Origin of the sequence: Salinicoccus roseus (assembly GCF_003814515.1) — a bacterium.
Lineage (GTDB): Bacteria > Bacillota > Bacilli > Staphylococcales > Salinicoccaceae > Salinicoccus > Salinicoccus roseus.
Window position 1 is genome coordinate 754,279 of sequence record NZ_RKQJ01000001.1, and the last position, 13,204, is coordinate 767,482.

The window sequence follows — 13,204 nt, forward strand, 5'->3', positions numbered from 1 at the left end:
TGCCTCCTAGCAAGCCTGTTTCAGCTGTATCTATCATATAGTTTACATTATACTTTTTATATTGTGAACTATTTGCACTGAATAGTCCAGTATAAAAACAGACGAGGAATCATTCTTCCCCGTCTTCTGCTTCCCCGATATTTGAAAGGCTCTCCTTTACATCTCCGAGGGCCTGATTGACCTCTTCGATGTATGGTGCCTGGACAGGCGCCTCGTAGATGCCCGCCTTCACTTCCATAGCTTCGTCGCTGCCATATGGCAGGAAGCTGCTGCCGATCTCCAGATCGATGAGGCCGGATTGCGGATCGCCGATCTCCTCACGCATGCTCAGATAATAATTCATCTTCTCGTTTATCGTACGGTAGTCGGCGACGATCTCCTGACCGTCGTTCATGAACATGTGGATGCGTGTCGAGGAATTTTCCGACGGGCGGTAGTAGATTTCCGAGATGCCTTCCCGGATGTCCGGCTCTATATCATTCAGGCTCTCCACCATCCGGTCGAATTCACGGCCTTCAAAATAGTGCAGGATTGGCGCCGAACCCGGAGTGGAGGGATAGCCGCGCAGCACCTGGGCATTTTCCAGGACCGGATAGTAGTCGCTGTTGTTGGCGACATATCCGACGGCCTGGTATTCCGTCACGGAAACATTGATGGTGTTCCACCACTCCCGCTCGATCTCCACTTCTTCGACAGCGGGCAGCATCGCGATGTTTTCGGTCGCCCGGGACAGGTTCGCGCTGAACATCCTGTCACCTGTGCCGAACTGCAGGCGCTCCTCCACTTCTTCATCACTGATGAGCTGGTTGCCGCTGATTTCTATATTCTTCACTTCACTGGCACTGCTCGCCACGTACCAGATGAGCAGTCCAACCAGGGATACAAGGAGCATCAGCAGCATGAGGTAGAAGTGCGTCCGGGTAAACTTTAAACGGGGGCGCTTCCGCCTCTGTTTTTTTGGTGCATCCCTGTGCTTCTCCCTCGGCGCATAGGTCTCTATCTCTTCTTCATCCACATCATGATGAGGGCCCGGGGGGCGGGCGCCTTCATTCTTCCCCTGATGGAATGTGGCCCTATGCGCTGTCGTGTCTTCTCCTGGATTGATTTCGGAGCCTCCCGAAGATGAGCCGGCCGCCAGCCGTTCACGGGATGCCCTGGAACGCTTCAGTTTCTGCTTCATTTCTTCTACATCGGATCTTCCATTCATCGGCCCACCCCCTTCCTTCATTTCCCGAGCGTGCTGAATCCTTCTTTGAAATGGTCTCCCCGTGCTTCATAGTCCTTGTACTGGTCCCAGCTTGCACAGGCAGGGGAGAACAGCACCACATCTCCCGCCTCTGCATACTGTGCTGCCTTGATGACCGCATCATGGGGGTGCTCGGCCAGTTCGACCGCCTTACCGGTCCGCTCAGCGAGCGCCTGGAACTTCTCCTTCGTCTCACCAAAAGTGATGATCATGGCCACGCTGTCCATCGAAGGGATGAGCCCGTCGAGGGACTGGCCGCGGTCGAGCCCGCCTGCAATCCAGATGACCGGCGCCTGGAAGCTCTCCAGCGCAAACGTCGTGGCCAGGTTGTTCGTCGCCTTGGAGTCGTTGTAATAGGCGGCGCCTCTGTGCTCCCCAAGATATTCCATGCGGTGGGGGATGCTGCCGAAGTGCAACAGCGTCTCGCGGATACCGGCGTCGCTGGCCCCATGGTTCTTCGCCGCAAGGATGGCCGCCAGAATATTTTCATGGTTGTGGGCCCCCTGCAGCTTCACCTGATCGAGGGGGATCAGCGGTGTGCCCTTATGGACGATGACACCGTCCTTGATGCACGCTTCATGGTCGCCTTCCGCCGAAAAGTATTCCACATGCAGGCCGGGATGCCCATCAAGCATTTCCTTCTGCCTGCCATTGAAGATGACGGTCTGCGCTGCATCCATATTGGAGATGAGGTTCATCTTCGCCTGGACATAGGCTTCCTTCGATCCATGATAGTCGATATGCGCTTCATAGATGTTCGTGAACACTGCGGTATCCGGGCAAAAGTCCCTGATGCCCATCAATTGGAATGAGGAAAGCTCCATGACAAGGATATCCTCCGCCGTCGCCTCCCGCACTGCTTCCGAAGCAGGATAGCCAATGTTGCCGCAGAGTATCGGCGACAGACCCGAGCGTTCGAGCATCTCGCCGATCAGGTGCGTCACCGTGGTCTTTCCGTTCGTTCCTGTAATCCCGATGATCGGGGCGGGTGACATATGATAGGCGAGCTCGACATCTGTAATGACGGGTATCCCCCGCGTCTCCGCATCTTCAAGGAAGGGAATCGTGTATGGGATGCCCGGATTCTTTACGATCAGTTCAGCATCATTCAGCAGGCTGGCCGGGTGGTGGCCATCCACTATCTCGACGCCCCAGCCCTTGAGCGTCTGTCTGATCTTTTCATCCGCGATGACTTCATTTGTCGTCAGTGTGATGTTTGCACCGAGTGATGCCAGGGCCGATACTGCACTCCGCCCGCTCCGGCCGTAGCCGAGGACGATCACATTCTTATTTTCAAAACCGGCTGTATCCATTCTATAACGCCCCCAATAGCACACCGATTGCGCCTGCCACTATGCCCACCGTCCAGAATACGAGGACGATCTTCCATTCGCTCCAGCCACTGAGTTCAAAATGGTGGTGTATCGGTGTCATCTTGAATATCCTTCTGCCCGTCATCTTGTATGAAGCAACCTGCAGCATCACAGAAGCCGTCTCTATGACGAAGACGATTCCGATGAGAAGCAGCAAAAGACTTTCATTCAGCATGATCGAGACGGTGGCGATGATGCCGCCCAGCGCAAGCGACCCCGTGTCTCCCATGAAGAGCTTCGCCGGATATTTGTTGTATATCAGAAATCCTGCCAGCGCACCGATCAGGATCATCAGGAAAAGGACGATCTCCATTTCCCCGCGTGTCCATGCGATGACGAGAAAACTTGAAAATGCAATGATCGAAAGTCCTGTTGCCAAGCCGTCGAGGCCATCCGTCAGATTCACCGCATTCGAGAAGCCGACCTGCCAGAAGACGATCCACAGGACGAACAGTACACCGAGCGGAATGTCGAAATCCGTGCCCGGGATATGGATGCCTGCAGCAATATCCGGAATCGCCCGGGTCATGATGAAGTAGACGATTACGGAAACCACGATCTGGGCCAGGAACTTCTGCTTGGAAGAGAGTCCCTTGTTGTCCTTCTTGACGACGATGATGTAGTCGTCTATGAAGCCGATCAGCCCGAAGCCTACGGTGACGATCACCATGACCAGCATCTTGTAGGCATCATCGACCAGCGGCAGGGCGATGACCGACAGCACGATTGCAGGAATGAGGTACGTCAGCCCCCCCATCGTCGGCGTACCGGTCTTCACCTGGTGGCTCTGCGGTCCTTCCACCCTGATGGATTGGCCGAACTTCATCCGCTTCAGCAGCGGAATTGTCAACGGCACCAGAATGGCAGTCAAGATAAATGCGATGAATAGAAATAAGTAGTTCATTGTGTCCTCCTCTAGTCTGCTGGATCATTGGATGACAGGGTGAATTCGACTGCTGCTTCATCACCCAGTACAGTACCCGGTGCAATGGACTGTGATTTCACATATCCTTCGCCCTCTGTGGATACATCCATATCCATGAATGTTCCAAACATGATTGCCTCTCGCTTGGATAGCCCCGTAAGGTCAGGCATCTTTGCTTCCCCTTCGGTTTTCACGAAGAAGGTTTCATATGGTAATAGTCTATCATTTTTTGGATGATGGTCGATAATCTCTTCCCCATCACCGACGACGATGGTCTGTATCGTGTCGGCGGATGCCGGGGCAGCTTCTGAAAGCTTTTTGCCGCTGTAGTCTCCGACTTCGGTGACCTCAGCCGTCTGATCATCATCGGCTCCTCCGACGTTCAGGTATTTAAGCGTCCGCTCCATCAATGGATTGAACCCCGGCATGACGCCGATGTCCCAAGTATCCTGCTTGTTCTTCGAAGCGAGCTTCACACCGTAATAGACGATGACTTCAGGGTCATCTTCCGGAGCATAGCCGATGAAGGATGTCAGGAATTCATATGGCCCATCCATGTAGCCGCCGCCTTCAGGATCGATCACCTGGGCAGTACCCGATTTTCCTGCAACTTCGTAGTCATCGAGCTGATACTGCGGATTCCTCTCCATCGAGCCGCCGACGAATGTATTGATCTCTTCCTGGGTCTTTTGGGCCGCCTCTTCGGATATCACCTGGCGTACCACCGACTCTTCACCCTTATGGAGCACTTCACCGGTGGCGCTGTCGGTGATCGATTCGACCACGTACGGCTTCTTCATCTTGCCATCATTCAATATCGCAGTCATCCCCTGGATCATCTGGATCGGGGTGACGGTCGATGTCTGTCCGAAAGAAGTCGTCTTCCGCTGCAGCGGATCGTCCCATGCGAGGGTGCCGGACTGTTCATTCGGGAATTCGGAACCGGTCGGTTCGCCGAAACCGAATTTGCGGTAGTAGTCGAGCATCGCATCCTCACCGACTTTATCCTGCAGTATCATCATCAGGGCATTGGAGGAATATTGCATGCCTTCATTGTACGTGATGTTCCCCCAGCCTTCCTCTTCCCAGTCATAGATGGTATGGCCGTTGACGTCGAATGATCCGGATTCATATGTTGCATTTGGATCGTAGACGCCTGCATCAATCGCTGCAGCCAGGCCGAACACCTTGAAGGTCGATCCCGGTTCGAATGAGTACTGGTACAGCATGTTGAGCCAGCTGTTGCCGAACCCTTCCCGGGTCCTCGGGTTGAATGAAGGACGCTGGCCGCTCGCCAGTATTTCACCGCTTTCTGCATCCGCAACGACGGCGAACAGCTCCTCCGGCTCGAAATGCTCTTCCATGGTATCCAGGGAGTCCTCCAGATAGAGCTGGATATTGGAGTCGATGGTCAGCTTCATGTCCGCCCCGTCCTTCGGCGGTTCGACTGTATCGGTGCCCGGTACGATATAGCCCCACAGGTCTTTCGTGTAGTCCGTCGTGCCGTCCTCCCCCTGCAGCAGGTCGTCATAGGCCCGCTCCAGTCCAAGCTGGCCCTCCAGTTCATCCGTTCCCTCACCCTTTTCGGCATAGCCGATGAGGTGTGAGGCGAAGTCGCCATTCGGATAGAAGCGCTTGGTCTCTGCTTCAAAGACGAGGCCTGGGATCTCTGCATCTTCAAGTGCATTCTTCTGATTGTAGGAGATGTCCCGCCCTTTCTTGCCGAGCTCGACCTGGAAACGTTCCTCCTCTATGCCTTCCTCAATCCGTTCCTTTATTTCAGATGCTTCCATATCTATGATCTCCGCCAGTGCTTCGGCGGTCTCCTTTGGATCGGTCACATGGTTCGGATAGTCTGAATCCGTAATCAGCGCAAGCCGATATGCTTCCATATCGCTCGCCAGAACGTTGCCTTCTCTGTCGAGTATCTCACCACGTTGACCTTCGTTCACTGCGGTGCGGCTGAACTTGTCATGGCCATGGGCAACGAGGTCCTCATCATCCAGCGTCTTGTTTATCATGAGATAGCTGAACTGCCAAAATATGCATAGAAAAAGCACTCCTATACCAAGGTAGATTAGGAGCGCACCAACTGATAGCGTTTTAGTTTTCTCACCAAGTCTGATTCTAATCCTTGCCATACTTCTCAGCAACCTTTACATTTCCATTGTCCAGATCCAGCCCGAGTTCATTTGCTTTTTCATAGATCTTGTCATAGGAGGCAAGGTCGGTCACTTCGGTCTTGAGCTCGCCGATTTCACCCTCCATGACTGCTATTTCACTTTCCACCTGGGTCTTCTCCGTCTGCAGGGAATAGGCTTCCATCTTCAATGACAGTACATAGACCGCCACTGCTGCAATCAGGGCAAACAGCATCAAATATACGAGCGTCTCGAATTTCTTGAGTCCAACAACGCGGCTGGCCTTTCTGGTCCCCTGGGCCGGATCCTGTTCTGTATGCGGACGCGGCAGGGTCTGATGATAGCGTTCTACTGCCATAATAACACTCCCTATTTTTGCTTCTCAGCAATTCTCAACTTTGCACTGCGCGCACGTGGATTGCCTTCTATTGCCGCATCGTCTGCAACGATCGGCTTCTTGTTGACCCGCTTCAGGATGGGCTCGTAGGCTTCGGGAATGATCGGCATGTTACGCGGGAGCTCGGGCCCGGATTCATATTCCACAAACATCTGCTTGCATATCCGGTCTTCCAGGGAATGGAAAGTGATTACGGATACCCTCCCCTTCCTGTTCAGCAGATCGATCGCCTGCTCGAGGGACCGCTCGAATACTCCCAGCTCATCGTTCACTGCAATTCTCAGTGCCTGGAACACGCGCTTTGCAGGATGCCCGCCCGTCCTTCTGAATTTATGCGGAATCTGCGACTTTATGATTTCCGTAAGCTCAGTGGTCGTTTCTATCGGTTTCTCCTTGCGGACACGCTCGATTTCCCTTGCAATCTTTTTCGAGAACTTCTCTTCTCCGTATCTGAAGAAGATGCCCACCAGCTGCTCGTAAGTGTATGTATTCACGATTTCATGGGCATCGAGCGACTGGCCCTGATCCATCCTCATGTCGAGTCTGGCTTCCTTCGAATGGCTGAAGCCCCTTTCAGTCATATCCAGCTGTGGACTGGATACGCCCAAATCGTATAGTATGCCATCCACTCCCGTGATTCCCCGGCTGGACAGTTCTTCCTTCAGGTGTTCAAAGTTGGAATGTATAAGCGTGAGGTTCCCGATGTCTTCAAATCTCTCCTGCGCGTTCTGAATCGCCCAGCTATCCTGATCAAATGCGTACAGGTGTCCTGTTGTCAATTGTTCAAGGATATAGGCACTATGCCCTCCGCCACCGAGAGTGGCATCGACATAGATGCCGTCTGGACGGATATTCAGCCCGTCCACTGTTTCTTCCAATAGAACGGTATCGTGCCTGAACATATCCTCACATCCTATAAGTCAAAGTCAATTAGTTCTTCTGCTATATCTTCATAATGGGATTCCGATTCCTCGTAGAAGGAGTCCCATTTCTCTGTACTCCATATTTCAATCCTGTGGGAGACCCCGATTACCGTACATTCCTTGGTCAGATCGGCGTACTCCCTTAAGTTCGTTGGAATATTGATTCTGCCCTGCTTGTCCACTTCGACTTCGGTTGCCCCAGAAAAGAACATCCTCATGAACTTTCTGGCGTCCTTTTTAGTCAGTGGCAGAGCACTCATCCGCTTTTCTATCTGCGCCCATTCCTCCAATGTGTATCCGAACAGGCACTGATCAAGGCCCCGGGTGATGATGAACTGGCCATTCAGGTCATCCCTGAACTTGCTCGGGACGATCAGGCGCCCCTTTGCATCAAGCTGATGCTTGAATTCTCCCATGAACATCAAATCACCTCGCCTATACAAATAATTTACCACATCTCCCCACTCTGTACCACAAATTATATGCTATCCAGTGAATTTAATTACCAGAACAGAAAAAAGACAGCTTTCATATCCAATGAAAGCTGTCTTTCGGCTAGACGCCCTTGATGATGGTGAGCTTTGTTGTATAGGACAGGGTGGAAGGGTCGATTCCAGGGAACATCCATGGGTGGTAGATGCGCTCCTGCAGGCTGCCGCCCGGCAGGATCCTTTCAGCCACCTCTTCCAAATCATTCAGCTGGTGGCGGAGTGTCCGCCTGACTTCCAGCTGATATCTCCGTTTCAGGTAGTCGAACTGTTTCCGGTGGGCTTTCAGGTTGGCTTCGATCAGGTGGCGGTGGGTGCGTTCGGATGCCGCCTCCACTGCATCATAGTCCCTTTCAAGCCTCGTCTGCATATCATCCACTTCCTTCAGGAAGGAGGCGTCGGTCGCATCATCGAGCAGTTCTTTCTTTTTCCGTTCCACATCCTCATGAAGACGGTGGGAGACTTCAAGATCGTATTTGTCCATGAGTTTGCGCAGACGCATGTCTTCATGGATGATCTCCATACGCTTCACTACAATCGGCATCGGCACCTCCATCTTCCGGAAGGCTTCATGGAGCTCGCCCCAATACTTCACCTCAGCCCCGCCACCGGCAAAGATGAGTGTATTGAAGAGCATCTCCTGCATGAGCGGGCGTGTAACGACATTGTTGCTGAATGTCTCCGGTGCCTCCTCAAGCCGTGCAAGCAGTTCGTCCTTGGAAACCACTCCCTTGTCTGTGGCGAATCCGTCCGCGTCGTGCACCAGCAGCGTCCTGTTCTCCTCGGAACCTGTAAAGAGATGGACATTCGTATCCGTCTCGATCATCGGAGGCAGGCTGCATGCGGCACCGAAAGCCGCCTGGCCGCTCCTGAACGCCTGGTCGATCTCATCATGACGCTCCAGCATCTCCTTGAACATCGGGACTTCAAGTCTGCGGACTGCACTGCTGTGGGCATTGAAGATGATCAGCCCCTCTTCGCTGAATACATCGTGGACGAGAGCATGGAAAAGTTCAGTCCAATATTCATGTGTGTCTATCATCTTCATGATGGCCGCCTTCCTGCTCCTCAAAAATCCAGAATCCCCACATTCCTCGACGACTGCATCGAGGGTGGCCTTCATATCCCCACGGTCATACTTATAGAATCCGAGGCTCATAGGCACTGTCAGGTTCGGCTTGTAGGCAATCTTCCTGCGCCTCCTGTGCGCCTGGTCGTAGACATGGGTGTGGTTCACTTCGTCAAAATCATGGTCCTCCCCCGCTATCCAGAATACGGGCACTGCTTCATAGCCGTGGCTCTCCCTGACCTCCTCCACCATTACGAGGAGCGTGATGATCTTGTGTACGATGTAGCTCGGACTCATGAACAGGCCTGCCTGCTGGCCGCCGATGACGACACGGCTGCCCTGTCTGAGCCTCTCCAGGTTTTCACGCTGTGCCCCGCTCAGGCCGTAGCGTGCCATTTCCTCCTCTATGATGTCGGCAAGTGCCTCCGTATGTTGGTGTGCAGGCCTTTCCCATACCTCCTTCAGACTCTCCGCATCATAGGAGAGGTCTTCGTAGAATGAGAGCACATCCTGTTCCCTGCCCTTAAATCGTTGTGTAAATTCATCCTGTGCGAAATCCAAACATTCAATTTCCATAATTCGTCTCCTTCTTCGGGGGTAATAATTTAAATTATAAATATTATGGGCATATAAAACAATTGAACGGTTTTGAAGATGTATACTATAATGAAACCAAAGGAGAGAGGAAAATGTCAGAAGTTAAGCATTTAGCAATCAATTACAAGACAGCAGAAGATTTCAAGAAGTTCCGTGAATATGGGGCGCAGGAGCTCCAGATGACCAAGGAACTCGAAGGCAACGTGATCGACGCCAATATGGATTCCCCATTCTATGGCATCTATGTCGGCGATGCGCTGGCCGCTCGCATGTGTCTCTACCGCAGGGAGGATGAACATGCACCGATTTTCGACCCGCCGCATGACTACATGGTCATCTGGAAGCTTGAAGTGCTTGAGAAATACCGGGGACGCGGCTTCGGCAGCAAGCTGATCGACTATGCCAAAAGCTACGGCATCCCGATCAAGGCGATCAGCCGGCAGAACTCCCGCGGATTCTTCGAGATCCATGGCTTCGAGCCCTTGAAATACGACATCGAACGCGATATGTCGGAAGATCCACTGATCTGGTATCCGGAAGGCTATGTACTCAACTAGACCAATCATCCATAAAACAAAAAAAGTCGCTGGTGGACTCGTTCCACCAGCGACTTTTATGATCGCATCAATTAGTTTGCTGCGACATCTTCACCTTTATAGCTGCCGCATTCTTTACATACACGGTGGGAAAGTTTCATTTCTCCACAGTTTGGGCATTCCACCATACCAGGCACTGAAAGTTTCAGGTGCGTACGGCGTTTTCTTTTGCGTGTAATTGAGGTTCTTCTTTTTGGTACTGCCATGTCTATTCCTCCTTATTCTCACTGTCGTCTAGCAGCGATTTCAACTTTGCCAGTCTCGGATCCACGTCCTCTTCCTCCTGAGTCAACTCTTCTTCCGTCATGACGGACCATTCCTTGCCGCCGGTCAGCGCCTCATCACTCTTCGTGATGACGAATGGGATGTTGACCACAATCAGTTCACGGACAACAGGCTCCAGATCCAAAGTGTGGGTCACTGGATGAACATTTTCAGCCAGTTCGTCGTCTTCGCCCGCCTCTTCATCGAATATTTCTTTCGATTCGATGTGAAGGGGTACTTCTATATCTTCAGAAGTACGGCTATCGAGCATATTAACCACTGTATCTATCGTAAGATCGACCGAAATCTGCCGATTCCGGACATGGATTTCTCCCTCTACAGAAGTTTCCTCGATGGAGGTTACATCCTTGCGGTCTGTGATCTCTCCGAACTGGACCTTTTCATTTACAGCGATTGATTCCTGATTAAACTTTTTAAGCTGTGTTAATGACCATCTCATATAGTTTCACCTCTTATGAGCACAAAAAACATTGTACCTTCAACAAGGTTTTCTGTCAAGTTTTTTTCTTAACACCATGCATTATTCTGCAGGCGATTTCTGTTACAATATCATTGAATAGAAAGGAGCCGTTAATGATGATTATCACATCTTTGATAACCGAATACAATCCCTTCCACAACGGGCATATCCATCATATAGAAGCGTCACGGCGCCTGACGGGCGCCGATGTCGTCATCGCCATCATGTCCGGCAGCTTCACCCAGCGCGGGGAGATCGCCGTCACCGACAAGTTCACGCGGGCTGAAGCCGCAATCCGTCATGTGGACCTTGTGGTGGAACTCCCCCTCCTGAACGCCATCAGCTTCGCCGATGATTTCGCCATGGGCGGCGTGCACATCGCCGAACTGCTCGGCAGCGACCACATCGTCTTCGGCAGCGAATCCGGTGACATCAACGCCCTCAAGGAAGTCCATTCCAAGCTGAAGGACAGCGACATCAAATCCCGTATGGAAACCTATATGAAGAAGGGGTACAGCTACCCCCGCGCCATCAACGCCTCCATCCGTTCCGACCTCTTCGGTGGAGCGAACAATACACTCGGCTTGGCATACATCCGGGCAATCGAGGAACTTGGATCGGACATCGTACCCCTGACCATTCCGCGCCTCGGCAACAGGTACAGCGAAACGACGCTGTCACAGTCCCGCTTCTCCAGTGCCACCAGCCTGAGGGAAGCCCTCAGGGAAGGCAGGGTGGAAGAGGCATCACAGTACATGCCGCGTGAGCTCGCCGGAATCATAAATGCAGCAGGGCCGCTTTCCAACGAAGACCTGTTCGCCACGCTGAAGCTCCTGATCCAGCGCAGTTCGGCGGAAGACCTCCGCCGCATATACATGATGACCGAAGGCATCGAACACAGGCTGCTCGCCAAGATCAGGGAGCACCATTCCTACAGTGCATTCATCGGGAGCGTCAAGACGAAGCGCTATACGTGGACGCGCCTGAACCGCCTCATGCTCTATATACTGCTCGGCATCACCCAGTCGCGCATGGAGAGCCATGTCATGAAGGATGCCGTCAGGGTGCTGGCGATGAACCGGACCGGCCAGTCCTTCCTGAAGACATTGCCGGAAGATCTTCCCGTCATCACCAACGTCAAAAGTACGAACCGGCATCATGTCGAGGATGAGATCATGGCGACCGACATCCACAACATCTTCAGCCGTTCACAGCGTAATGACTATAATACGCCGGTCATCATAGCAGATTGAATTTACGCTTCAGCGCCTCTTCAACAAGCGGCGGCACAACATCCTCTATTTTGCCGCCGTACTTTGCAACCTCTTTTACGATCGAGGAAGAGATGAATGAATAGTTGTTGTTCGTCATCATATATATCGTCTCTATCGAACTGTTCAGCTTGCGGTTCATGGATGTGAGCTGCATTTCATATTCGAAGTCGCTGACGGCCCGCAGCCCCCTGACGATGGCCTCTGCGCCGACCTCTTCACAGAAGTCGATCAGAAGACCATTGAAGCTCCTCACCTCCACGTTCGGATAGCGTTCCGTCACCTGCCTGATGAGTTCAACCCGTTCTTCCGGGGTGAACAGCCCTTCCTTTGAAGAGTTCTTCAGGACCGAGACATAGACCGTATCGAATATTTTACTCGTGCGCTCAATGATATCAAGGTGTCCATATGTGATCGGGTCGAAACTTCCCGGACATACTGCAATTCTACCCATCATATTCCCCTCCTCCTTTCGTCAATACATTTACACGGATGGTCCCATATGCCACATCCCTGATGCTCACGTGACTATGTATCGGATATTTCTCATCTTTGTGGGTCTCCACGACAATCCGGCCGCCGTCTTCAAGTATATCCAAGTCCTCTATCATCTTCAGGGCTTCTCCGGCCATGCCTTTATGGTAGGGGGGATCCAGGAAGATCAGGCTGAACCTTTTTTTGCGTTTTGCCATGGCCTTCAGTGCGCGCCGGTAGTCATTGCGAAAGATCTCCACGGGCTCATCGAGACCCTCGGTGTTCTCCCTGATGATGGCTATGGCGTCTTTTGCACCATCTATAAACATAGCATGAGTCGCCCCCCGACTCAATGCTTCGATGCCAAGTCCCCCGCTTCCTGCAAAAAGGTCGAGGACGCCGCCCTCCACATCGCCCAGAATATTGAATATGTTCTCCCTGACCTTGTCGGTAGTCGGGCGGGTGTCGTTGGACTTCAGTGCTGCAAGTTTCTTCGATTTGTATTTTCCACTGATTATTCTCATGGCAGACCCACTTTCTTTCCTTTCACTGTTGGTTTAAAATGATGGATGGGAGTTGATAAGCATGCAAAAATTCATCACGCTCGGAGAAGGGCACGGCGACCTGTTCGAACTGGAGGCGCTGATCGGACACAACGCTTCAAGGATAGACAGGGGCATATTCCTGCATACAACCGACGGGCCATCCACCTTTATACTGATCATGTCACCGGTACGCGGCAATTTTCAGGCCATCTATACCATATACCGGGGTGTCGCCTATAAGGAGGGCACCGGACGGAAATACACCCTGATCCAGGAATGGTGCAAAGCCGCAGATATACCTGTAGTCGAATTCTCCACACGCGATCCGGAGGATTTCTACGAAAGGGAGCAGTTCTACCAGTACATAACGGGCGTGCTGCGCCTGAACCACCTCATACCGCCGATGACCTGAAG

15 protein-coding genes are annotated in these 13,204 nt (G+C 52.4%); 3 read left to right on the forward strand and 12 right to left on the reverse strand.

What is annotated here, in order from left to right; genetic code table 11:
* Window positions 1-109: 109 nt before the first annotated feature.
* The 8 genes from EDC33_RS03935 to bshC all read right to left on the reverse strand — a co-directional run bounded on the left by EDC33_RS03935 (window position 110) and on the right by bshC (window position 9,138).
* On the reverse strand, window positions 110-1,207 hold the full coding sequence (locus tag EDC33_RS03935; RefSeq protein WP_124010235.1) for a cell division protein FtsQ/DivIB: 1,098 nt from the start codon (window positions 1,205-1,207) through the stop codon (window positions 110-112).
* 17 nt (window positions 1,208-1,224) lie between these two features.
* Window positions 1,225-2,559: a UDP-N-acetylmuramoyl-L-alanine--D-glutamate ligase gene (murD, locus tag EDC33_RS03940; protein WP_124010236.1), complete on the reverse strand. Its 1,335-nt coding sequence runs from the start codon at window positions 2,557-2,559 to the stop codon at window positions 1,225-1,227.
* 1 nt (window position 2,560) lies between these two features.
* Window positions 2,561-3,523: a phospho-N-acetylmuramoyl-pentapeptide-transferase gene (mraY, locus tag EDC33_RS03945; protein WP_124010237.1), complete on the reverse strand. Its 963-nt coding sequence runs from the start codon at window positions 3,521-3,523 to the stop codon at window positions 2,561-2,563.
* 11 nt (window positions 3,524-3,534) lie between these two features.
* Window positions 3,535-5,685, reverse strand: a complete 2,151-nt coding sequence (locus EDC33_RS03950) for a penicillin-binding transpeptidase domain-containing protein (RefSeq protein ID WP_124010238.1) — start codon at window positions 5,683-5,685, stop codon at window positions 3,535-3,537.
* On the reverse strand, window positions 5,672-6,043 hold the full coding sequence (gene ftsL, locus EDC33_RS03955) for a cell division protein FtsL (RefSeq protein WP_124010239.1): 372 nt from the start codon (window positions 6,041-6,043) through the stop codon (window positions 5,672-5,674). Before ftsL ends, EDC33_RS03950 begins: the two co-directional genes overlap by 14 nt.
* A gap of 11 nt (window positions 6,044-6,054) precedes the next feature.
* The gene (rsmH, locus tag EDC33_RS03960) at window positions 6,055-6,984 is read right to left on the reverse strand and encodes a 16S rRNA (cytosine(1402)-N(4))-methyltransferase RsmH (RefSeq protein WP_094905867.1); all 930 of its coding nucleotides are present in this window, start codon (window positions 6,982-6,984) and stop codon (window positions 6,055-6,057) included.
* A gap of 11 nt (window positions 6,985-6,995) precedes the next feature.
* Window positions 6,996-7,427, reverse strand: coding sequence for a division/cell wall cluster transcriptional repressor MraZ (gene mraZ, locus EDC33_RS03965; protein ID WP_040105712.1), 432 nt, complete (start codon window positions 7,425-7,427; stop codon window positions 6,996-6,998).
* 133 nt (window positions 7,428-7,560) lie between these two features.
* A complete protein-coding gene (bshC, locus tag EDC33_RS03970) occupies window positions 7,561-9,138 on the reverse strand; it encodes a bacillithiol biosynthesis cysteine-adding enzyme BshC (protein ID WP_124010240.1) in 1,578 nt (525 codons plus the stop codon).
* Between the two features lie 113 nt (window positions 9,139-9,251).
* Between bshC and EDC33_RS03975 the strand changes: the two genes are divergently transcribed.
* Window positions 9,252-9,716 carry an N-acetyltransferase gene (locus EDC33_RS03975; RefSeq protein WP_040105714.1) on the forward strand — a complete coding sequence of 155 codons (465 nt, stop codon included), beginning with the start codon at window positions 9,252-9,254 and terminating at the stop codon, window positions 9,714-9,716.
* A 71-nt stretch (window positions 9,717-9,787) separates the two neighbouring features.
* On the opposite strand, the gene rpmF is transcribed toward EDC33_RS03975, so the two are convergent.
* Both rpmF and EDC33_RS03985 read right to left on the reverse strand, forming a co-directional pair.
* On the reverse strand, window positions 9,788-9,961 hold the full coding sequence (gene rpmF / locus EDC33_RS03980; protein WP_031548420.1) for a 50S ribosomal protein L32: 174 nt from the start codon (window positions 9,959-9,961) through the stop codon (window positions 9,788-9,790).
* A gap of 2 nt (window positions 9,962-9,963) precedes the next feature.
* Entirely contained in the window at window positions 9,964-10,479 is a 516-nt protein-coding gene (locus tag EDC33_RS03985) for a YceD family protein (RefSeq protein WP_040105715.1), read from the reverse strand.
* 137 nt (window positions 10,480-10,616) lie between these two features.
* Here EDC33_RS03985 and EDC33_RS03990 point away from each other — a divergent pair, with 137 nt between their 5' ends.
* Window positions 10,617-11,753: a nucleotidyltransferase gene (locus tag EDC33_RS03990; protein ID WP_124010241.1), complete on the forward strand. Its 1,137-nt coding sequence runs from the start codon at window positions 10,617-10,619 to the stop codon at window positions 11,751-11,753.
* Here EDC33_RS03990 and coaD read toward each other — a convergent pair.
* Window positions 11,740-12,225: a pantetheine-phosphate adenylyltransferase gene (gene coaD / locus EDC33_RS03995; RefSeq protein WP_124010242.1), complete on the reverse strand. Its 486-nt coding sequence runs from the start codon at window positions 12,223-12,225 to the stop codon at window positions 11,740-11,742. The two genes, EDC33_RS03990 and coaD, sit on opposite strands and share 14 nt — an antisense overlap.
* Window positions 12,218-12,769, reverse strand: coding sequence for a 16S rRNA (guanine(966)-N(2))-methyltransferase RsmD (rsmD, locus tag EDC33_RS04000; RefSeq protein WP_124010243.1), 552 nt, complete (start codon window positions 12,767-12,769; stop codon window positions 12,218-12,220). The genes coaD and rsmD overlap by 8 nt, the downstream gene beginning before the upstream one ends.
* A 61-nt stretch (window positions 12,770-12,830) precedes the next feature.
* Here rsmD and EDC33_RS04005 point away from each other — a divergent pair, with 61 nt between their 5' ends.
* Complete coding sequence (locus EDC33_RS04005; protein WP_094905872.1) at window positions 12,831-13,202, forward strand: DUF7147 family protein; 372 nt, start codon at window positions 12,831-12,833, stop codon at window positions 13,200-13,202.
* The last annotated feature ends 2 nt before the right edge of the window (window positions 13,203-13,204 follow it).

Excerpts from the sequence above, each read along its gene's own strand:
- EDC33_RS03935 (WP_124010235.1), bottom strand. The coding sequence starts at position 1,207 with ATGAATGGAAGATCCGATGTAGAAGAAATGAAGCAGAAACTGAAGCGT.
- rsmH (WP_094905867.1), bottom strand. The coding sequence starts at position 6,984 with ATGTTCAGGCACGATACCGTTCTATTGGAAGAAACAGTGGACGGGCTG.
- EDC33_RS03990 (WP_124010241.1), top strand. The coding sequence starts at position 10,617 with ATGATTATCACATCTTTGATAACCGAATACAATCCCTTCCACAACGGG.
- coaD (WP_124010242.1), bottom strand. The coding sequence starts at position 12,225 with ATGGGTAGAATTGCAGTATGTCCGGGAAGTTTCGACCCGATCACATAT.
- ftsL (WP_124010239.1), bottom strand. The coding sequence starts at position 6,043 with ATGGCAGTAGAACGCTATCATCAGACCCTGCCGCGTCCGCATACAGAA.
- EDC33_RS03975 (WP_040105714.1), top strand. The coding sequence starts at position 9,252 with ATGTCAGAAGTTAAGCATTTAGCAATCAATTACAAGACAGCAGAAGAT.
- EDC33_RS03950 (WP_124010238.1), bottom strand. The coding sequence starts at position 5,685 with ATGGCAAGGATTAGAATCAGACTTGGTGAGAAAACTAAAACGCTATCA.
- rsmD (WP_124010243.1), bottom strand. The coding sequence starts at position 12,769 with ATGAGAATAATCAGTGGAAAATACAAATCGAAGAAACTTGCAGCACTG.
- bshC (WP_124010240.1), bottom strand. The coding sequence starts at position 9,138 with ATGGAAATTGAATGTTTGGATTTCGCACAGGATGAATTTACACAACGA.
- EDC33_RS03985 (WP_040105715.1), bottom strand. The coding sequence starts at position 10,479 with ATGAGATGGTCATTAACACAGCTTAAAAAGTTTAATCAGGAATCAATC.
- EDC33_RS04005 (WP_094905872.1), top strand. The coding sequence starts at position 12,831 with ATGCAAAAATTCATCACGCTCGGAGAAGGGCACGGCGACCTGTTCGAA.
- rpmF (WP_031548420.1), bottom strand. The coding sequence starts at position 9,961 with ATGGCAGTACCAAAAAGAAGAACCTCAATTACACGCAAAAGAAAACGC.
- murD (WP_124010236.1), bottom strand. The coding sequence starts at position 2,559 with ATGGATACAGCCGGTTTTGAAAATAAGAATGTGATCGTCCTCGGCTAC.
- mraY (WP_124010237.1), bottom strand. The coding sequence starts at position 3,523 with ATGAACTACTTATTTCTATTCATCGCATTTATCTTGACTGCCATTCTG.
- mraZ (WP_040105712.1), bottom strand. The coding sequence starts at position 7,427 with ATGTTCATGGGAGAATTCAAGCATCAGCTTGATGCAAAGGGGCGCCTG.